Annotated in this window: 19 protein-coding genes; 5 read left to right on the forward strand and 14 right to left on the reverse strand. The window is 69.3% G+C overall.

Features of this window, described 5'->3' with window-relative positions:
- Nucleotides 1-100: 100 nt before the first annotated feature.
- The 4 genes from DFQ14_RS12575 to hisD form a co-directional block, all read right to left on the reverse strand.
- Nucleotides 101-1042: a PLP-dependent cysteine synthase family protein gene (locus DFQ14_RS12575; RefSeq protein WP_114453437.1), complete on the reverse strand. Its 942-nt coding sequence runs from the start codon at nucleotides 1040-1042 to the stop codon at nucleotides 101-103.
- A 207-nt stretch (nucleotides 1043-1249) separates the two neighbouring features.
- The gene (hisB, locus tag DFQ14_RS12580) at nucleotides 1250-1882 is read right to left on the reverse strand and encodes an imidazoleglycerol-phosphate dehydratase HisB (protein ID WP_114453547.1); all 633 of its coding nucleotides are present in this window, start codon (nucleotides 1880-1882) and stop codon (nucleotides 1250-1252) included.
- A 23-nt stretch (nucleotides 1883-1905) separates the two neighbouring features.
- Complete coding sequence (locus DFQ14_RS12585) at nucleotides 1906-3024, reverse strand: histidinol-phosphate transaminase (protein WP_114453438.1); 1119 nt, start codon at nucleotides 3022-3024, stop codon at nucleotides 1906-1908.
- A gap of 112 nt (nucleotides 3025-3136) precedes the next feature.
- The gene (hisD, locus tag DFQ14_RS12590; RefSeq protein WP_114453439.1) at nucleotides 3137-4453 is read right to left on the reverse strand and encodes a histidinol dehydrogenase; all 1317 of its coding nucleotides are present in this window, start codon (nucleotides 4451-4453) and stop codon (nucleotides 3137-3139) included.
- A 266-nt stretch (nucleotides 4454-4719) separates the two neighbouring features.
- Between hisD and DFQ14_RS12595 the strand changes: the two genes are divergently transcribed.
- Entirely contained in the window at nucleotides 4720-5991 is a 1272-nt protein-coding gene (locus DFQ14_RS12595) for a M14 family metallopeptidase (RefSeq protein ID WP_114453548.1), read from the forward strand.
- Nucleotides 5992-6047: 56 nt separating this feature from the next.
- Here the strand turns inward: DFQ14_RS12595 and DFQ14_RS22040 are convergent, their stop codons facing one another.
- Genes DFQ14_RS22040 through DFQ14_RS12620 form a run of 6 tightly spaced genes read right to left on the reverse strand, consistent with a single transcriptional unit; the run spans nucleotide 6048 to nucleotide 11484 of the window.
- Entirely contained in the window at nucleotides 6048-6200 is a 153-nt protein-coding gene (locus DFQ14_RS22040) for a hypothetical protein (protein ID WP_170206316.1), read from the reverse strand.
- A gap of 27 nt (nucleotides 6201-6227) precedes the next feature.
- Nucleotides 6228-6935: an ABC transporter ATP-binding protein gene (locus tag DFQ14_RS12600; protein WP_114453440.1), complete on the reverse strand. Its 708-nt coding sequence runs from the start codon at nucleotides 6933-6935 to the stop codon at nucleotides 6228-6230.
- Nucleotides 6929-7960, reverse strand: coding sequence for an ABC transporter ATP-binding protein (locus DFQ14_RS12605; protein WP_179951561.1), 1032 nt, complete (start codon nucleotides 7958-7960; stop codon nucleotides 6929-6931). The genes DFQ14_RS12600 and DFQ14_RS12605 overlap by 7 nt, the downstream gene beginning before the upstream one ends.
- On the reverse strand, nucleotides 7957-8892 hold the full coding sequence (locus DFQ14_RS12610; RefSeq protein WP_114453441.1) for an ABC transporter permease: 936 nt from the start codon (nucleotides 8890-8892) through the stop codon (nucleotides 7957-7959). Before DFQ14_RS12610 ends, DFQ14_RS12605 begins: the two co-directional genes overlap by 4 nt.
- Nucleotides 8885-9898 carry an ABC transporter permease gene (locus DFQ14_RS12615; RefSeq protein WP_114453550.1) on the reverse strand — a complete coding sequence of 338 codons (1014 nt, stop codon included), beginning with the start codon at nucleotides 9896-9898 and terminating at the stop codon, nucleotides 8885-8887. Before DFQ14_RS12615 ends, DFQ14_RS12610 begins: the two co-directional genes overlap by 8 nt.
- Complete coding sequence (locus DFQ14_RS12620; protein ID WP_338072609.1) at nucleotides 9895-11484, reverse strand: ABC transporter substrate-binding protein; 1590 nt, start codon at nucleotides 11482-11484, stop codon at nucleotides 9895-9897. The genes DFQ14_RS12615 and DFQ14_RS12620 overlap by 4 nt, the downstream gene beginning before the upstream one ends.
- Nucleotides 11485-11654: 170 nt before the next feature.
- On the opposite strand from DFQ14_RS12620, the gene DFQ14_RS12625 reads away from it, so the two are divergent.
- On the forward strand, nucleotides 11655-12446 hold the full coding sequence (locus DFQ14_RS12625; protein WP_114453443.1) for a carbon-nitrogen hydrolase family protein: 792 nt from the start codon (nucleotides 11655-11657) through the stop codon (nucleotides 12444-12446).
- A 10-nt stretch (nucleotides 12447-12456) separates the two neighbouring features.
- Here DFQ14_RS12625 and nadC read toward each other — a convergent pair whose 3' ends face one another.
- Genes nadC through nadA form a run of 3 tightly spaced genes read right to left on the reverse strand, consistent with a single transcriptional unit; the run spans nucleotide 12457 to nucleotide 16030 of the window.
- A complete protein-coding gene (nadC, locus tag DFQ14_RS12630) occupies nucleotides 12457-13359 on the reverse strand; it encodes a carboxylating nicotinate-nucleotide diphosphorylase (protein ID WP_114453444.1) in 903 nt (300 codons plus the stop codon).
- On the reverse strand, nucleotides 13341-14951 hold the full coding sequence (locus DFQ14_RS12635) for an L-aspartate oxidase (protein WP_114453445.1): 1611 nt from the start codon (nucleotides 14949-14951) through the stop codon (nucleotides 13341-13343). Before DFQ14_RS12635 ends, nadC begins: the two co-directional genes overlap by 19 nt.
- Nucleotides 14948-16030: a quinolinate synthase NadA gene (gene nadA / locus DFQ14_RS12640; RefSeq protein ID WP_114453446.1), complete on the reverse strand. Its 1083-nt coding sequence runs from the start codon at nucleotides 16028-16030 to the stop codon at nucleotides 14948-14950. Before nadA ends, DFQ14_RS12635 begins: the two co-directional genes overlap by 4 nt.
- Nucleotides 16031-16168: 138 nt before the next feature.
- On the opposite strand from nadA, the gene DFQ14_RS12645 reads away from it, so the two are divergent.
- The 3 genes from DFQ14_RS12645 (at nucleotide 16169) to DFQ14_RS21660 (ending at nucleotide 18724) form a co-directional block, all read left to right on the forward strand.
- Nucleotides 16169-16924 carry an NUDIX hydrolase gene (locus DFQ14_RS12645; protein WP_276513327.1) on the forward strand — a complete coding sequence of 252 codons (756 nt, stop codon included), beginning with the start codon at nucleotides 16169-16171 and terminating at the stop codon, nucleotides 16922-16924.
- The gene (locus tag DFQ14_RS12650; RefSeq protein WP_246195480.1) at nucleotides 16921-17598 is read left to right on the forward strand and encodes an LON peptidase substrate-binding domain-containing protein; all 678 of its coding nucleotides are present in this window, start codon (nucleotides 16921-16923) and stop codon (nucleotides 17596-17598) included. Before DFQ14_RS12645 ends, DFQ14_RS12650 begins: the two co-directional genes overlap by 4 nt.
- A gap of 64 nt (nucleotides 17599-17662) precedes the next feature.
- Entirely contained in the window at nucleotides 17663-18724 is a 1062-nt protein-coding gene (locus DFQ14_RS21660) for a DUF8017 domain-containing protein (RefSeq protein ID WP_141921315.1), read from the forward strand.
- An 82-nt stretch (nucleotides 18725-18806) separates the two neighbouring features.
- Here the strand turns inward: DFQ14_RS21660 and DFQ14_RS12665 are convergent, their stop codons facing one another.
- Complete coding sequence (locus tag DFQ14_RS12665; protein WP_246195481.1) at nucleotides 18807-19307, reverse strand: DUF2567 domain-containing protein; 501 nt, start codon at nucleotides 19305-19307, stop codon at nucleotides 18807-18809.
- Between the last annotated feature and the right edge of the window lie 296 nt (nucleotides 19308-19603).

Here is a 19603-nt window from a genome sequence, read left to right on the forward strand (position 1 = left end):
ACATGGTGGGCACGCATGCGCAGCAACTATTCCGTTGCTGTGGGAGTCGAGCAACTTGCGGAGCCGTGCCCGACCACGTCCGCAGTACCTCCGGGAAGCTTCAGGTGTAGTGCTCGGTGAGGTACTTCTCTCCCTCGTCACACAGGAAGGTCACCACGTCGGCCAGCTCCGGGCGGCGCTCGCGCAGGCGCTTGGCGGCAAGCAGGTGCGCTCCGGACGACGGGCCGACGAACAGGCCGTGCTCGGCGCTCAACCGGCGCATTTCGGCGAGCGCGTCCGCGCTGCTCACGGCGATCAGCTCGTCGACGATCCCGCGGTGTCGGGCGAAGATACCGGGGACGAAGCCGTCGGAGACCCCCTCGATGAGATGCTTGTCGATGTCGCCGCACTGCAGCGTGCAGGATTCGTCCGGTTCCATCGCCACGATGTGGCAGGCGGGATTGACCCGCCGGAACGCCTGGCCGACCCCGATGATCGTGCCGCCGGTCCCGACACCGGCGATCACGGCGTCGGGAACCACACCGGACGGGAGCTGCTCCAGCACTTCCGGACCGAGCCAGGTGCGGTTCTCCTCGGCGTTCCAGTCGTTGTCGAACTGCTGCGGGGCGAAGTAGCCGGGGCGCTCGCCGAGCTCGGCGGCCTTGGCCAGGGCCTCGTTGACGTGGAAATCACCGACCGTGAGCACCTCGGCTCCCAGGGCCCGGGAAATGGCCGCGCGTTCGGTGCTCATGTTCTCCGGCATCACCACCAGCATGCGGTAGCCCTTGGCCGCGGCGACCATGCTCATGGCATTGCCGGTGTTGCCGCTGCTGGCCTCGACGATGGTGTCTCCGCTGTGCAGCAGCCCTTCCCGCTCGGCACGCTCGATCATGTACTTCGCGATCCGCGCCTTGATCGACCCCGAGGGGTTGAGGTATTCGAGCTTGACCCAGATGCCCTCCAGCAACATCAGTGGAGTACCGCCGATCGCATCGAGAATCGACCCCTGATCGCGACGCTCGGTGGCTCCGATGCCGGTGGTGGCAGGCAGCGTCCTGACCATCGGCCCCGCTCCTTTCCGCCCGCAACGGGAGAGCTCTCCCGGGACTCCAGCATGCAACCCCATTGTTGCGCATGTCCCATCGTGTTGCTTAATGAGCGACACAATGGAGCCATGGCGGCAAGTCGATAGCGAGTGAACGGAACTTTCGTTACTTCTATGCGAGTGAAAGTTCCGTTCACTCCACAAGCTCGGCCGCGCCGCCCGGCTTTACAAAGCGCCCTTGGTGGAGGGGACGACCCCGGCGAAACGCGGGTCCGGCTCGGTGGCCGCACGCAGCGCTCGGGCGATCGCCTTGTACTGGGCCTCGGTGATGTGGTGCGGGTCGCGACCGTGCAGGACACGGACGTGCAGGTTGATCTGCGCGTGGAAGGCGAGTGACTCGAACACGTGACGGTTGAGCACGAACGGGTAGTTGTTGCCGATCGTGAACGTATTGTACTGCTCCGGCTCCCCGGTGAGCACGCAGTACGAACGTCCGGAGACGTCGACGGCCGCATGCGCGAGCGTCTCGTCCATCGGGATCCACGCATCGCCGAACCGGCGGATGCCCTTCTTGTCGCCGAGTGCCTGCCGGAGCGTCTGCCCGAGCACGATCGCGGTGTCCTCGACGGTGTGGTGGGCGTCGATGTGGACGTCCCCGCTCGCCCGCACCGTCAGGTCGAAGCCCGCGTGCGTGCCCAGGGAGTGCAGCATGTGGTCGTAGAACGGCACGGTCGTATCGACCTCGACCTGTCCCGTACCGTCGAGGTCGAGCTCGACCAGCACCGAGGACTCCTTGGTGGTCCGCTCGATCCGGCCGGTGCGGCTTCTCGCCGCGAAGGACCGGGACTCACCGGACAGGGACTCACCCGACAGGGGCTCGCTCACTGGGCCATCTCCTCACGTACCGTCTTGCTCGCCGCCAGGAAGGCGTCGTTCTCCTCCGGAGTACCGATGGTCACGCGCAGGTGTTCCGGGATTCCCACGTCGCGGATGAGCACATCGGAGTCCAGGTAGCGTTCCCATGCCCGGTGTGCGTCGGCGAACCGCCCGAACAGGATGAAATTGGCGTCGCTGGGCACCGGGGTCAGTCCCAGTTCCCGCAGGCCCCGAGTCACCCGTTCCCGCTCGTCGACCAGCGCCTTGACCGAGCCGAGGGTGCCCTCGGCATGGCGCAGCGCGGCACGCGCCGCAGCCTGGGTGAGAGCCGACAGGTGGTACGGCAGACGTACCAGCAACAACGCGTCGATGACAGCCGGTGCCGCGGCGAGGTAGCCGAGCCGCCCACCGGCGAAGGCGAACGCCTTGCTCATGGTGCGACTGACGATCAGCTTCGCCGGGTACTCCTCGATCAACGCCACCGCGCTCGTCCGCGCGGAGAACTCCACGTAGGCCTCGTCCACCACGACGATGCCGGGCGCGGCCTCGACAACCGCCCGCAGGTCCTCCACCGTGGCCGACTGGCCGGTCGGGTTGTTCGGGCTGACCAGCAGAACCACATCGGGACGCCGTTCTGCCACCACGCGAGCGGCCTCGGCACCGTCGAGGCCGAAATCGGCGCGGCGCGGCGCGGGATGCCACTCGGTGCGCGTACCCGCGGCCAGGATCGGATGCATCGAGTAGGACGGCTCGAACCCGAGTGCGGTGCGCCCCGGTCCCCCGAAGGCCTGCAGGAGCTGCTGCAGCACCTCGTTGGACCCGTTGGCGGCCCACACGTTCGCCGCCGACATCGTGACACCGGTGGCGGCGGCGAGGTAGGCGGCGAGGTCCTCGCGCAGCTGCACGGCGTCCCGATCCGGGTAGCGGTTCAGGGAGGCGGCGATCTCCTCGGCGGAGGCGGTCACGTCGGCGACCAGATCCTCCGGGGGAGGAAACGGGTTCTCGTTGGTGTTCAGGCGGACCGAGACGTCCAACTGGGGGGCACCGTAGGGACTGCGACCACGCAGATCCTCCCGCAGCGGCAGGTCACTCAGCGCCGTGCCGCCACCGATCACATCACTCATGGGCGTGCTACCTCGTCCTTCACCGCCGTGCGGTGTGGTTGCAAGTTGTTTCACGTACGGATTTTTCGCTTCGGTGCTCAACCCGGGCGCACATGCCGGTCCCGCCCGCGACCTATACCGGGAAGCGAGCGGTCAGTGCTTGCCCGTGCGCGGGCAGGTCCTCGGCATCGGCGAGAGCGATCACCTGGTCGGTCACCTCGCGCAGGGCCTGCTCGGTGTAGTCGACCACGTGAATGCCCCGGAGGAAGCTCTGCACGCTCAGTCCGGAGGAATGCCGCGCGCATCCTCCGGTGGGCAGCACGTGATTGGAGCCCGCGCAGTAGTCACCCAGCGACACCGGACTGAACGCCCCCACGAAGATCGCCCCCGCGTTACGGACGCGTGCGGCCACCTCCGAGGCCTGCTGTGTCTGGATCTCCAGGTGCTCGGCCGCGTAGGCATCGACCACCCGGATGCCGTCGTCGACGGTGGAGACCAGGACGCAACCGGATTGCGTGCCGGTCAACGCGGTCCTGATGCGTTCGATGTGCTTGGTCTGCGCGACCTGGCGCTCGAGCTCGGTGTCGACGGCATCGGCGAATTCCTCGGAGGTGGTGACCAGCACACTCGCCGCGAGCGTGTCGTGCTCGGCCTGGCTGATCAGGTCGGCGGCCACGTGCACCGGGTCGGCGCTCGTGTCGGCCAGGACCGCGATCTCGGTCGGGCCCGCCTCCGAGTCGATACCGATCACACTGCGCAGATGCCGCTTGGCGGCGGTCACATAGAGGTTGCCCGGTCCGGTGACCATGTCCACCGGCAGCAGCTCGCCATCATCGGTGTCGGTCCCGCCGTAGGCCAGCAGCGCCACTGCCTGCGCACCGCCGACGGCCCACACCTCGTCCACACCGAGCAGCTGCGCGGCCGCCAGGATGGTCGGGTGCGGGCGCCCGCCGAACTCCGCCTGCGGCGGGGAGCAGACCACGAGGGACCCGACTCCGGCAGCCTGAGCCGGTACGACGTTCATCACGACACTCGACGGGTAAACGGCCAGTCCCCCGGGCGCGTACAGCCCGACCCGGCTCACCGGTACCCATCGCTCGGTCACGGTCCCCCCGGGCGCGACCTCCGTCGTCACGTCGCTGCGGCGCTGGTCCGCGTGCACCCTGCGGGCCCGCGCGATGGACTCCTCCAGTGCGGTACGCACCGAGGGGTCGAGCTCGTCGAGTGCGCGCCGCAGCTCGTTCTCCGGGACCCGTACCTGCTCCGGCAACACCGAGTCGAACTGCTCGGTGTACTCCCGGGCCGCCGCCACGCCCCGGTCCCGTACGGCCTCGATCACCGGGCGCACCCGATGCAGCGCGTGCTCCACGTCGGTTCCGGCGCGCGGCAGCGTGGCACGCAGCTCGCCGGGCGAGGGGACACGACCGCGCAGGTCAGTACGGGTGAGCATGGGCGTCCTTCCGTGCCGGGTTTCCCCTCCAGGGTAGTCGCCGCCCCTGCGGGCCGGACGGGCAGATCCGACCGGCCGGACCGCGAGGGTGCGCGGATCGGCGTGCGTCGCGGTGCGGGTGGCGGAACCTCCGGCTGGGCCTGGCTGTGGGAGCCGGCGCCTCGAGCAGCCACGACGGACGGTACCGATCAGACGAAAGTGGGTTGCCGATCATGCCGGGCTCGGTGATCCTCTGCCGGTCACACCAGTGATCGATCGGAGGCGTGATGTTTCCCTCACGGCGCAGAATCGCGGTGATCACGGCCGCCGCGGCTCTCCTGCTGACACCGGCGGTCGAGGCCACCGTCGCGGCGGAGCCCCGGCCCACACCCGAACAGGAAACGGCTCGGGACACAGCGATCTACACGGTGCCGAACACCGACAGCCGGTCGCGCACCGCAATCATGCGCAACGGAGCCCTGGTCCTGTCCGTCCGGGACGGTACCGCCACCGTCGAAGCAACTCCGCAGCAGGCCGCACGGCTGCGCGAGGCCGGCTTCGAACTGCGCGGCAAGCGCGAGATCACCGACGCACTCCCGCCGGCGAGCGGCAACGGGCTCACCGCCGGGTTCCCCCCGCAGGACCGGGATTACCACACCTACACCGAAATGGTCGCCGAACTCGGCACGGCAGTCGCCGAGCATCCCGGTCTCGCCGTGCAGTCCAGCGCAGGCAGCTCCGCCATGGGCAGGGACATCCCGGTGCTCAAGATCAGTGACAACGTCACCGCGGACGAGAACGAGCCCGAGGTCCTGTTCACCTGCAACCAGCATGCCCGGGAGCACCTCACCACCGAGATGTGCCTGCACATCGTGCAGCGCTACACCGACGGGTACGCCAGTGATCCCGCCATCGCGGAGATGGTCGACACTCGCGAGATCTGGATCGTGCCCATGGTCAATCCGGACGGCTCCGTCCACGACGTCTCGGGCGTCACCTACCGGGGCTGGCGACGCAACCGCGAGTCCACGCCCACCGATCTCAACCGCAACTGGGGTCACAAGTGGGGTTGCTGCGGCGGTTCCAGTGGTGACCCGAACGCCTCGACCTACCGTGGCCCCGCGCCCTTCTCGGCCCCGGAGACCTCGGCGATCCGGGACTTCACCGACTCCCGCGTCATCGACGGTGAGCAGCAGATCACGGCACACATCGATTTCCACACCTTCTCGGAACTGGTGCTGTGGCCGTACGGATACACCGAGAACAACACCGCACCGGGCATGACACGGGAGGAGTACGACCGGTTCGCCCGCACCGGCCGGGCCATGGCCGCCACGAACGGTTACACCCCTCAGCAGTCCAGTGATCTCTACGTCACCGACGGCAGCGTCAACGACTGGATGTGGGCCGAGCACGACATTCTGTCGTTCACCTTCGAGATGTATCCGGCAAGCGGCGGGATCGAAGGCTTCTACCCTCCGGACGAGGTCATTCCCCGCGAAACGGCGCGCAATGACGCGGCCGTGTCCATCCTGCTCCGCGAAGCGGGCAGGGTCTGACCCCGCCCGGACCGAGTGAAGAGTGGGGCGGTTTCGAGCGAAACCGCCCCACTCGCTCACCCGAGCAGGAAGGCGATCACCCCGGCCAGGATGCCGACCATCACGACGATCGCGGCGACCACCAGCAGCCACCGCACATGCGGACGTTCTTCCCGGATCTCCGACCGAGCCCGCTCACGCCACTGCACGAAGGACGTGCTCTCGCTCATGGGTTTCTCCATTGCCGATCATGCGGGTCACACCTCGTCCGGGGTGGGACCGCCACGAAAGGGACGGCGATCACCTTCCCATACCGGTGCCGGACACAGTCGGACGACACGGTGCGCCCAGCGTTCGAGCAATCTCTCGTCGTGGCTGATCGCCAGAACTCCCGTGCCCGCATCGCGAACCTGCTCGTCGACGACCCGTACCAGTGCGGCGGTCGTGGAGGCATCCAGCATCGCGGTCATCTCGTCACAGACGAGATAGCGAGGCCGCACAGCCAGCGCTCTGGCCAGGCAGGCACGCTGGAGCTGACCGTCACTGACCTCGTGCGGCCGGCGTGACAGCAGCTCGTCGCTCACTCCGAGGTGTTCGGCCAGCTCCGCGACCCGGCCGGAGAGCTCCTCGGAGCGGCCGAGAGCGTGCAACGGCTCGGCGATGATCCGCCACAGCGTGAAGCGCGGATCGACCGCCTGGCGCGGCTGCTGGAACACGAGACCGATCGCCGTGCGCTGCTCACGCGGAGCAGCGTGCCGGAATCCGGTGACGACGGCACCGTCCACGCTCACTCGGCCTGCCCACGGCTGCTGCAGCAGGCTCAGCACCCGAGCCAGCGTCGATTTCCCACACCCGCTGGGGCCGGCCAGACCCACGACGCTGCCCGCCGGGATCTCGATGTCCATACCGTTCAGGACCGGGGTGCCCTTGCGATACCCGGCCACCAGGCCTGTGCCGCTCAGCATGGCGGGTGCGCGGCGACGCGGCGATCGCCGTGGTCGATCGGTTCGGGGTCGCCCGTGCACGGGGCGAAGCCGGGCATCTCCGGGCACCGTTGACAGAACACGCAACCCCACTTCCGTTCGAGGCCTTCCAGTTCGGTCAGGGAGGGCGGATGGCCGGGAATCGGTTCGAAACCGCCTTCCGGCAGAGCCCGAAGCAGGCCGGCGGTGTACGGATGCCAGGGTTCGCCGAAGACTTCCGCGGTCGGGCCGGCCTCCACGATGCGACTCGCGTACATCACCGCCACATCGGTGGCCACCCGGCGGGCCGCCGCCAGGTCATGGGTGATCAGCAGAACGGCTCTGCCCTGTCCGGCAATGTCACCGAGCTGGTCCACCGTCCGGTCGACCAGGGGCCGGTCCAGCCCGGTGGTGGGCTCGTCGGCGAGAACGACCGGAGGATCTCCGGCCAGTGCCAGCGCCATCGCCACCCGCTGCGCCATGCCTCCGGAGAGTTCGTGCGGATGGTGATCGAGCTGCTCGGGTCGCAATCCGGCCCAGTCGGCGAGTTCGTCGGCCGACGCCGGATCCGCCCGCGGTCGCAGTCGCCGGATCGTTTCCTCCAGCTGCGCACGTGCCGTGCGTACCGGCGTCAGATGCGTGCCCGCCGATTGCGGCACCAGGCCGACGAGTCGCCCGCGTACTCGCCGGGCAAGAACGGACTCGGGGGCCGTGAGCAGCTCCACCGAGCCCCCTGATTCCACGGTTCGGTCCCGATGCAGCAGTGCGCGCCCGCGCACCTGCGCATTGGCGGGCAGCAGGCCGAGCAGCGCCGAGGCCAGCACGGACTTACCGCATCCGGACTCGCCCACCAGAGCCAGAACCCGCCCGGGCCGCAAAGCCAGCGAGGCGTCGGTGACGGCACGCACCTCGCCCCCTCCTCGTCGACGCCCCAGCAGGAAACGCACCGAGAGACGATCCAACTCCAGCAACGGTTCCGTGCGCGGGGAGATCGCCGTCGACACGGTTGCGTTCACGGTCTCGCTCACAGCGCCAACTCCGATCGTCGTCGAGGTACGACTCCGTCCCGCCAGCTGGCGGCGATACCCGAGACAGCCAGCGTCGTGACCACCAGCAGTGCGGAGGGGAACAGGATGATCCACCATGCGCCGAGCAGCACGGCCTCACGTCCGTCACCGAGAATGTTGCCGATACTGGCCATGTGCGGCGGCAATCCCAGACCGAGGAAGCTCAGCGCTGTCTCGTGCCACACGGCATGCGGGATCAGCAGCACAGCCGACAGCGCCGCCTGCGGCACGATCGCGGGCAGCAGATGGCGATGCAGGACACGCCACCGAGTCGCACCGCCGGAAATCGCCGCGTCGATGTAGGGACGCTGCCGCAGCGAGAGCACTTCCGAGCGCACGATCCGCGCGACGGCGGTCCAGTGCGTCAGGGCGATCGACAGAACCACGGCCACCACACTGCCCCGGTAGAGGGCGACGATCACGATGCCCAGCAACAGGTGGGGAACAGCGTTGACGGTGTCGACCACCCGCATCAGCAGCCGATCGGTCCACCCGCCGAGCGCGCCGGCGATCGTGCCCACGGCAGCACCGAGCACAGTGGAGACCAGAGCGCTGACCGCGGCCACCAGCAGGGAAACCCGAAGCCCGGCCAGCGCGCGCACGAACACGTCCCGTCCGGCCGTGTCGGTGCCGAACGGATGTTCGGGGCTCGGGGGAAGCCGGATCGCTTCGTAGTGCACTCCGCCCTCGTTCCCGGCCAGGGCGGGGACGAGCAATGCCGCCAGCACCAGGGCCACCAGTGTTCCGAGTGAGCCCCACAGCCGTATCCGCGCACGCACTTCCCTGCCGCCACCACGCGGAGTGCCCGCCCGTTTCCGGGCCGCACTGCGCCACTGCCCGGAGCCCGACTCCCAGGCGGTCGATTCGGGAACACTCTCGCGGACGTCACCCATCAGCAGCCACCCGGGGATCCAGCAGAATCGCGGCCACATCGGCCAGCAGCGAGCCGAGGAGCACGGCGGCCGTGGCCACCAGCGCCAGGATCGCCAGCAGCGGGTAGTCCACCGCTGTCGCGGCGGTGACCACGGCCGCGGCCACTCCCGGCCAGGAGAAAACCTCTTCGACCAGCACTGCCCCGGTGACCAGTTCGGGGATGCGCGTTCCGATCAGGTTCACGAACGGCAGCAACGCCGTCGGCAGCGCGTGCCGCAGCACGACGATCCCTTCGCCGAGTCCTCGCGCCCTGGCGCCGACCACATGATCCTCGGACAGCGAACTCAGCAGCGACTGCCGGAGGTGCAGCACCAGCCACGGAGACTGCGAAACCCCCAGCACCAGCGCGGGCAGGGCCAGATGCTCGAGGACCTGACCGATGCTGATCGCGCTGCCCGCATCGGTGAGTCCCGCCACCGGCAGCCACCCCAGCCCCAGGGAGAACACCGCGATCGACAGCAGCGCCAGCACGAACGGCGGCACCCCTTCCAGGGCGTACCCGATCGCGGTGACGAACCGGTCGATCCAGCCACCCTGGCGCCAGGCCGCGGCGGTTCCCAGGACCACGGCGATCAGAACCGCCACGACCAGACCGGTGGTCGCCAGCAGGATCGTCCACGGCAATCGTTCGGCCACCACCTGTGCGACGGGTTGCCGCATCGACCGGGAGATCCCCAGGTCACCGGAGAGCACACCGGAAAACCAGTTCCAGAACTGCACCAGTACCGGATCGTCGAGTCCGAGCCGGGCCCGGACCGCTGCCACGTCCTGGGCGGAGGCGTCGAAGATCTGCACGCCGTAGTACTGGTGAATCGGGTCGAACGGCGAGGCCGCCGCGAGCAGGAACACGCCGAAGGCGACGATCACCAGTACCGGAACGGCGAAACCGAGCCTGCGCAGCACCAGACGGCCGGCCGCCGCGGCCCGCGAGGGGGATCCGGCGGCCGTCTTCGCTGCCGTGTTCATCGCTTCGGTGTCCAGTCCTCGACGTTCCACCACGGACCCCAGGTGGTGCCGTGAGTGTGCGGCTCCACGACCGGTTCGTAGCCGCTCCAGACGTCCGTGCGCATCACGTAGCTGTGGTCGGTGAAGGCCAGGTACACCAGTCCGGGATCGGCCACATAGGCCTGCTGGGCCCGCTTGTAGAACCGGGCACGCTCGGCCTCGTCGATGGCCTGTCTGCCGCCGTCGAGGGCCGCGTCCACCTCGGCGTTGCGGTATCGGGCGGGATTGTTGTACGTGCCGGTGCCGATCGCCGAGGAATGCAGGGTGGAATACATCTGCAGGTCCGGATCCAGGGGGTTGCCGTCACCCAGCACGATGGCGTCGGTGCCGATGCGCTCGGCCGCTGCCGTGCGGTCCACCCCGGCCAGGTGCACCTCGACACCGACGTTCGCCGCATCCGAGGCGAAGGCGCGGGCGAGCTGCTTGCGCAGGCTGTCGTCGGCGAAGTACATGAGCGTGAAACGAGCACGCCGGCCATCCCGGTGACGAATCCCGTCGGAAGCGGGCCGCCAGCCCGCCTCGTCCAGGATCCGCCGGGCCCGCTCCGGGTCGAAATCGAACCGTGCGGTGGGTTCGTGATAGTGCCCCATCGACTCCGGAATCGGCGTATGGGCGGGTTTGCCGTGGCCCCCCAGCAGGCCTCGGATCATGCCCTCGCGGTTGGCCGCGTGGTTCAACGCCGTCCGGATCGCGGGGTCTCCGGTGATCGGATGCCGGCTGGGCAGGGTGATGCTGCGGTGGTCGGCGGTGCGGTGGTGCACGGTGCGGTAGCCGTCCACGCCGAGCCGTTCGGACAGCAGCGGCGGCAGGACGGTGCCGTCGAACTCGCCTGCCTTGACCCGCTGGGCACGCGTGTTGTCGTCGGTGGCGAAAACCACCGTGATCGTGTCGATATCGGGCGCTCCGCCCCAGTGGTCCGGGTTGCCCTCCCAGATCATCTGCTCGCCCTGCCGCCATTCGACGAGCCGGTACGGGCCGGTGCCGACCGGCTGGGTGTTGAGCTCGGAGTCCGTCAGAGGAGCGGGGTCGGCCAGTTTCTCCCCAGGCACGATGCCCAGCACCATCTTGGCCGGCCACGGCGCGTAGGACATGTTCAGGTCGAAGCGCACGGTGTGCGCATCGATCGCCGTCACCCCGGCGAGCATCGCGTAGTCGGAGCTGATGGTGGAGGCATAGGCCGGATCGATCGCTGCCCGGTACGTGGCCACCACGTCGTCGGCGTCGAAGGGGGTGCCGTCGTGGAAGGTGACGTCGCGCCGCAGCCGGACCGTCCAGCTCTTCGCGTCCGGTGTGGACCGCGGCGGTTCGGCGGCCAGCGCGGGCAGCAGGGTTCCGTTGCCGTCGAAGGCCATCAGGCCGTCGTAGAACTTCGCGGCACCGGTGCGGGCATACCCCAGCAGGGGATTGAGACTGTCGGGTTCGTAGCCGTCGGCGAGCAGCATCGAACCGGGGTCCTCGCCCCCGGTCCGGCCCGGTGCCGAGCAGCCTGCCCCGAGCAGTGTCAGCGTGGCCAGCGACGTGGTCATCAGCGTACGGCGGTTGATCACGGGCCGAGCGTAGACACTGATGCAAGTTACTGGCAACAATTCCGGTGCCGGTGAGATCTTTCCGACTCTCCGATGCGTTCGACCGCACGAGCGCTCTCGGGCAGGATGGCGCAGTGGCCGGAAAAACCGACGGGCACTTCCGGCCGACATGCCAGGAACGGAGGACTCGCGTGCGGATCGCGCTGTGTCAGATCGTGTCGACCCCCGACCCGGAGACGAACCTGGAACTGGTCGCCGGTGGCATACGTCGGGCCGCCGAATCCGGTGCCGAGCTCGCGGTGTTCCCGGAAGCCACGATGGCCTGCTTCGGTGTGCCGCTCGGCCCGCTCGCCCAACCGCTGGACGGTCCCTGGGCCGGCGAGGTACGGAGGCTGGCCGCGGATGCCGGAGTCGCCGTCATCGCAGGCATGTTCACCCCCACCTCCGACGGGCGTGTCACGAACACGATGCTGGTCACCGGACCGGAGCTCGACGCGCACTACGACAAGATCCACCTCTACGACGCTTTCGGGTTCGCCGAATCGCGCACCGTCGCGCCGGGCGAGCAGCCACTGACCGCCGACGTGGGCGGCACCACCATCGGCATCACGACCTGCTACGACATCCGCTTTCCGGGGTTGTACACGACCCTGGCCGAACGGGGAGCCGCGATCATCGTCACCCCGGCCTCCTGGGGCGCGGGCGCGGGCAAGCGCGAGCAGTGGGAACTGCTGGTGCGTGCTCGCGCGCTGGACTCGACGTCCTGGATCGTGGCCTGCGGGCAGGCCGACCCGCGCAGCATCGGCCGGGAGCCGAGCGGGAAGGCACCGACCGGGATCGGTTACAGCACCGTGGCCACTCCGCTCGGCCTGATCCACGACCAGCTGGCCGACTCGCCCGATGTCCTCGTCGTCGATCTCGATCCGGAAGACGCCGAGCAGGCTCGCCGCACCCTGCCCGTACTGACCAATCGGCGATTCTGACCGAAGGCCGCTACATGTCCAGGCCCAGATCGAGGCCGGGCGCGGAATGGGTCAGCCCGCCGACGGCGAGATAGTGCACACCGGTCTCGGCGTAGGCGCGTGCCACGTCGAGGGACAGGCCTCCGGATGCCTCCAGCTCGGTCCGCGGGGCGATTTCCCCGGCACGCCGAACGGCCTCGGCGCACCCGTGTGGCGTGAAGTTGTCCAGCAGCACCAGCTCCGCATCCTCGGCGAGCACCTCCTCCAGCTCGTCCAAGGTGGACACCTCGACCTCGAGCGACAGGTTCGGAGCATGTTCCCGGCAGGCGCGCAGTGCCGCCGCGACCGAGCCCGCCGCGACCACGTGGTTGTCCTTGATGAGCATCGCGTCACCGAGGCCCATCCGGTGGTTGAGGCCACCGCCGCAGCGCACGGCGTATTTCTGCAGCAGACGCAATCCCGGCAGGGTTTTGCGGCTGTCCCGGATCCGGCATCCGGTCCCGTCCACGGCCGATACCCACTCCGCGGTCGCCGTGGCGATTCCGGACAGGTGGCACAGCAGGTTCAACGCCGTCCGCTCGACGGTGAGCAATCCCCGCACGGGCGCCCGCAGCCGCAGTGCACACGCACCGGGTTGCACCCCGTCGCCGTCGGAACGCGCGAAGACGACCTCGTAGCCGTCGGTGCCGAGCACTTCGTCGAGGGCGAGCAGCACCACCGGTAATCCGGCGAGCACGCCGCCGTGGCGGGCATTGAACGCGGCATCGGCGACGACCCCGGCGGGCACGGTCGCCTCCGTCGTCGCATCCGGGCCGTATCGCAGGTCCTCGGCCAGGGCAGCACGCACCAGTGCCTGTGTCTCGGCGGGATCCAGGCCCGCTGTGGTCAGGTTGTCCACCGTCGTATCGGACAGCGTCACGCCGCTCTCCCCCATTCCTCGGCGCCGGTGCGGATCAACCACCCGGACACGTCCAGGCGCAGCACGATACTGCGCTGCCAGCGTGCGTCATCGGGTTCCGGGAAGTCGGGACGGCGGTGGCACCCGCGTGATTCGGTACGGTCGCTCGCGGCAGCCAGCAGCGCCTGTGCCGTCAATGTCAGCGCCGAATCCTCCACTGCCCGGCGCGTGGCGAGGGGGCGGACAACACCCGCTCGGTCCAGTTCCGCCGACGCGGTTGCCATCCCCTCGGCCGTCCGTCCGATACCGGCATACCGGCTCATCACCCGCTGCAGCAGATCGCGGTCGACGACCGCGGCAGCGGGCACGGCCCGGGCATCGGAACCGACCGGCGAACGCGTGACCGCGCCGCAGCGCAGATCCCGTGCCGCGGCCTCCGCGGCCCGGGCTCCGACGACCAGCCCCTCCAGCAGGCTGTTCGACGCCAGCCGGTTCGCACCGTGCAAACCGGTACAGGCGACCTCCCCGGCCGCATAGAGACCGGCGACCGAGGTCCTTCCGTCGACACCGGACACCACGCCGCCGCAGGAGTAGTGCGCTGCGCTCGTCACCGGGATCGGCTCGCGAACGGGGTCCACCCCGGCGTCCCGGCACGCCGCGTACACCGTCGGGAACCGCTCCGCGAAGCCGGCACCGAGGCCGGTGGCATCCAGGTGGACGCAGTCGCTTCCGGTGTCGGCGATCCGCCGGTTGATGGCCGCCGAGACGACGTCGCGCGGGGCGAGATCGCCCAACGGGTGCTGTCCGGCCATCACCCGCCGTCCGTCGGCGTCGACCAGCACCGCTCCTTCGCCACGGATCGCCTCGGTGATCAGCGGGCGCCTTCCCCGCTCGCCCCCCGGTGTGTACAGCACGGTCGGGTGGAACTGGACGAATTCCAGATCGGCGACCGAGGCCCCCGCCCGCAACGCCAGTGCGATGCCGTCGGCCGTGGCCACGTCGGGATTGGTGGTCGCGCCGTAGAGCTGTCCGAGCCCACCGGTGGCCAGCAACACCGCCGGCGCGCGCACCACGCCCGACCGCCCCTCGGCATCGAGCACCAGCGCGCCGGCCAGAGCACCGCTGTCCCCGTGCAGCAACTCCACCACGCAATGCCGCTCCAGTATCGGCACATCGCCGTCGGTGGCAGCAGTCACGAGTGTGCGCTGGACTTCGGCGCCGGTCGCATCCCCGCCGGCGTGGAGCACCCGGAAAGCACTGTGGCCGCCTTCCCGGGTACGCGCGAGGGCACCGTCGCAGCCGCCGTCGAAGCGTGCTCCGGCCGAGCGCAGGCGACCGACGGCGGCTGCGCCATCGGTGAGGATCTCGCGCACGGCTTCGCGCGAGCACAGGCCCGCGCCCGCGTCGAGCGTGTCCCGCACGTGCCGGTGGACACTGTCGCCTTCGTCGTGCTCGTCGGGCCGAACCACGGCGATGCCGCCCTGTGCCCAACCGGTGTTGCCGGCCGGAGCCGCGTCCTTGGTGATGACCAGCACTCGTAATCCCAGTTCACGAGCACGAAGCGCGGCCGTGAGCCCGGCGACTCCGGTACCGACGACCACCAGGTCGGCTGCGGCCTCCCAGCTCATTCACCGCCTCCCGGACGGCCGATGGCCACCATCCGCTCGACCGCTCCGCGACCTCGCTCGGCGATCTCGGCGGGCACCTCGACCTCGTCGGCGCCCTCGCGCAGGCACCGCAGCAGCGCCGCCGGGGTGATCATCTTCATGTAGCGGCAGGAGGCCCGGTCGTTGACCGCCCGGAAGTCGATCTCCGGGGCGGCGCTGCGCAGTTGGTGCAACATCCCGACCTCGGTGGCCACCAGGACGGAATGAGGTCCCGTCTGCTGTGCCGCACTTTCCCGAGCCGCATCGAGCATTCCCCCGGTGGAAAGGATCTTGACCCGCTCTTGTGGCAGGGTTCCGTCTCCGGCCAGATACAGCGCCGAGGTCGCGCACCCGCATTCCGGATGGATGAACAGGTCCGCCTCCGGGTTCGCCGCGGCCCGGTCGGCCAGCTCGGGACCGTTGATTCCGGCGTGCACGTGGCACTCCCCGGCCCAGATGTGCAGGTTCTCGCGGCCGGTTTCGCGCTTGACATGTGCGCCGAGGAACTGGTCGGGGCAGAACAGCACGTCCTGGTCGGCGGGAATCGAGCGCACCACGTCCACCGCGTTGGAGGAAGTACAGCAGATGTCGGTCTCCGCCTTGACCTCGGCGGTCGTGTTCACATAGGACACGACAGTGGGCGCGGTCCCGCCCGCGTCGGTGAACGTGGCCTTCCAGTCGCGCAACTGCTCGGCGGTGATGGAGTCGGCCAGCGAGCATCCGGCCCGTTCATCGGGGATGAGCACCGTCTTGTCCGGGCTGAGGATCTTGGCGGTTTCGGCCATGAAGTGCACGCCGCAGAACACGATCGTGCTCGCCCGGCTCTCGGCGGCGATCCGGCTCAACGCCAGCGAGTCCCCGGTGTGGTCGGCGACGTCCTGGATCTCGGGAAGCTGGTAGTTGTGCGCGAGCAGTACGGCGTCGCGCTCCTCGGCCAGGCGCCGGATTTCCCTGGCCCACTCGGCGTCCGCCCGGACGCCGACGTAGCCCGCTTCGGTCCGCTCCACGGTGCCCGCCCGGGTGGCCGGGTCGTCGGTGGTGGCGGCAGCTCTGGCGGCCATCTTGTCCTCCTTCACCGGACCTCGCCAACCGGGTGCCGGCACGGTCCGATTCACCCGGCTCGCCCCGAGCGGGGCGCATTCCCGGGAGGTTTTCCTGTTGGTTTTCGTTCGGCTGGTTTTCGCCTTAGAATCGAAAACGTGGGTCATCCTAACACGGGCCCCGGCACCGACCACTGCGATGCCGGTCACGAAGTCCTCGCGAGCGTGCTGCAGATCCGCAACGACCAGCTTCAGGTGTTGCTGTGGCAGCGGGCCCAGCAGCCACACCTGCACCGCTGGGCACTTCCCGGTGGCAGGCTCGCCGCCACCGAGGACGTCGAGGCCTCGATCCGGCGTCAGCTCGCCGAGAAGGTCGACGTCCGGGAACTGACCCACGTCGAGCAGCTCTCCGTGTTCAGTGCTCCCGACCGCGTTCCCGGGCGACGGATCGTGGCCACCGCATTCCTCGGCCTCGTTCCCTCCAACTCCGACCCGGAACTTCCACCGGACGCTCGATGGCACCCGATCCGGCGATTGCCTGCGACGGCTTTCGATCACGAGTCGATCGTGTTCGTCGCACGGGACCGCCTGCGCGCCAAGCTGTCCTACACCAACATCGGGTTCGCTCTGGCCCCCGACGAATTCACCGTCTCCGAGCTGCGCAGCATCTACTCCGCGGCCCTGGACTACCGGGTGGCGGCCACCAACCTGCAGCGAGTGCTCTCCCGGCGCGGCGTTCTCGAAGCCACCGGCCGCACGATGTCCGCCGGCCCCAGCGGGGGCCGACCACCCGCACTGTTCCGGTTCACCTCCCGGGACCTGCAGATCACCGACCCGTTCGCGGTATTGCGGCCACCACCACGCCGATCTCCCGGTGGCCAGGACGCGGTGCCCCCACGTAGCGTGGACGCGTGATTGCCACGATCCCACTGTTTCCGCTGGGTACGGTTCTGTTGCCCGGTAGTGAGCTGTCGCTGCACATTTTCGAGCCACGATATCGCCGGCTCGTTGTCGACCTCGCCAAAGAGGTGGTCCCCGACCGCCGGTTCGGCGTGGTCGGTATCAAACAGGGCTGGGAAGTCGGTCCGGACAATGTCGAGTCCCTGTACGAGGTCGGGTGCTCGGTCCTGCTGGGCGAGATGCAGCAGCTCCCCGAAGGGCGCTACGACATCACCGGCACGGGTGAGCACCGTTTCCGGTTGCTGGAGATCGACACCGAGGCCGCGCCGTATCTGATGGCCCGGGTCGAGTGGCTCCCCGACACCGAACCCGAGCAGAACTCCGAGCGCCTCCGCGACCGGCTCGCCGCCTCCGCCCGCGCGGCGCACGAGCGCTATCACAGCACCGGCCTGCACGGCGAGAAGCGCGAGGAACTGCCCGAAGCCGGTATCGACGAGCTGGCCCACGTCCTGGCCGAGGACTGCGTGCTCAGCAACGACGATCGGCAGAGCCTGCTCGCCGAAACCGATCCCCTGGCGCGGCTGCGGATGGTACGCACGTTCCTCCTGCGGGAAGCCGAGTTCCTGCGGGAACTGCGGGCGATTCCCGCCCCGCTGGCCGAGTTCGCCCAGCACGCGGGTACCAACTGACGGCCCGAGCAGGACCCGCGCGACCGGGTCCGTGATCGCACCGTCACTGGTTACGATCATGGCCATGTCGTCACCTGGAGGCCCCGGCTGGGATGGGTACCGTCACGGACCCGGCCAGTACGTCGACCCGGTCACCGGGCAGCCGCCCGAGCGGAACGCATCGAGCGGCCACGGTCCCGGCCCCGCCGATCAGGGCCACCCCCGGGGACCTTCTCCCTGGGGATCGCCCGGTACGCAACAGGACTTCGGGGGGTACGAGCGGGCCCGGCCGCAGCAGCCGTCCCCCGGCATCGTCACCGGCTACCCGCCGCCCGAACCGCCACGCAGGAACCGGACACCGTGGACGGCGGGAATTGCCGCCGCGGCGACCGCGGTCCTCGCCATCGTCACGACCGTGGTCCTGACCGGCGGTAGCGATTCCGGGAACAGCGCCCCCGCGAACCTGGCGGCTCCGGCGCCTTCGGAGGCCGAGAACCCCGCCGGTCGACCGTCGAGTTCGGCACCGACCACGACGGACCACACCACGCCTGCGCCCACCACCGAGGACATGCGCCATCCGGTCATCCCCGTGGTGGCCGGATGGCAGGGCATGGCCCTGCCCGAATTCGACATCGCCTATGACATCCCGCCTGGCTGGGAACCCGAGACCGGATCGATCAGCGGTTTCGAGACCGACTCCGGACGACGGGTGACCATGAGCGGCTACTCCTCCTACAAGCGGGACTTCTGCACCGAAGCGGACCTGTCGTTCCGGGCCCGGGTGGGGCTGACCGGCACGGATGAGAAGAACCCGGTCGTGGCCGCCGAAAAGAGCTTCCGCGAGTGGGCACGGCTGGGTTGGGGAACCAATACGGGCGCCCTTCCCCCGGTCTCGATGAACCCGGTGAAGTCGGTGAAGATCCACCGGGACCGGATCGACGCGAAGCTCGTCTCGGGCACCATCACCCCGGCCGATCCGGGTCCGTGCAGCCCGCCCAGCGTGTTCGTCAGCATCCTGGCGATCGCGGGAAACGGCGACCACAGCGCCGCATTGATGATCGGTATCGCCGACCAGGACGTGCCCGGTGCCGTCCCGCCCGCCGATATCAACCGCAGCCTCACGTCCGTGCGCTGGCTTCCGAACTGAGCGACCGCACGGAATCCGATGGTACTCGCCGGAACACCGCTGCTGTCCGTGGCGTTTCGCGCGAGGTCACGGGCGGCCGGGCTCAGTGCGGGCGGCGGCCGAGGTCGTCGAGACCGTTCCAGGAGGTGGCAAGCCCGTAGACCAGTGCTGCCGCCAGCGGCTGGCACACCACCGCGACGAGATCGTTCAGTCTCGGTGCCACCACAACGACATCGCCGACCTGCGGCGCCCGCGGCGCCGGGTAGGCACCGGCCGCGAAAGCAGTGCCCAGCCGCATGCCCAGCCACGCAGCCACCAGGGAACCGAGCACCGCCCCGAGCAGCATCACCGGCCCTCGATACCTGCGCACCATCCACAGCGCAGCCCCGGTGAGCACCCCGGTGGCCGAACTCAACAGCAGAAAGATCGCCAAGGCATCGAAGCGGTGATAGCTCTCCACCAGCACCGGTACCCACTCGCCACTGCTGGTGACCAGCCTGTCCTGGGGTGGAGCCAGGCGAGACCACAGCCAGCCCAGTGGCACACCGAGCAGGGACACCAGCGCAGGCACCGCGAGTCCGGGCAACAGATTCTCCTTGGCCATCACCCGAGAAGTCTGGATCCGCGGCGACGAGACCGCATCGGGATGGTTTCGCCCCTCCGCGGACGGCACTCGCATCGGGACCGCACTCGTACCGTGCGCTTCGACCGGTCCTCGCGGCACCCGTGACCTCCTGCGTGCTCGGACGGCTTTTCCGCCGAGCACCCTAGCTGCCCGCGCCCGGAGAAGGTGGGCGCGGCGGGCTTTCGGTTACCGCTCCTCGGCGGGTGCGAGCGATCTCCCGTACCACTGCAGCAGCGGTGGCCGTATCACCTCGGCGTGTGAGGCCCGAGTCGCCG

This window comes from Halopolyspora algeriensis (genome assembly GCF_003337235.1).
Lineage (GTDB): Bacteria > Actinomycetota > Actinomycetes > Mycobacteriales > Pseudonocardiaceae > Haloactinomyces > Haloactinomyces algeriensis.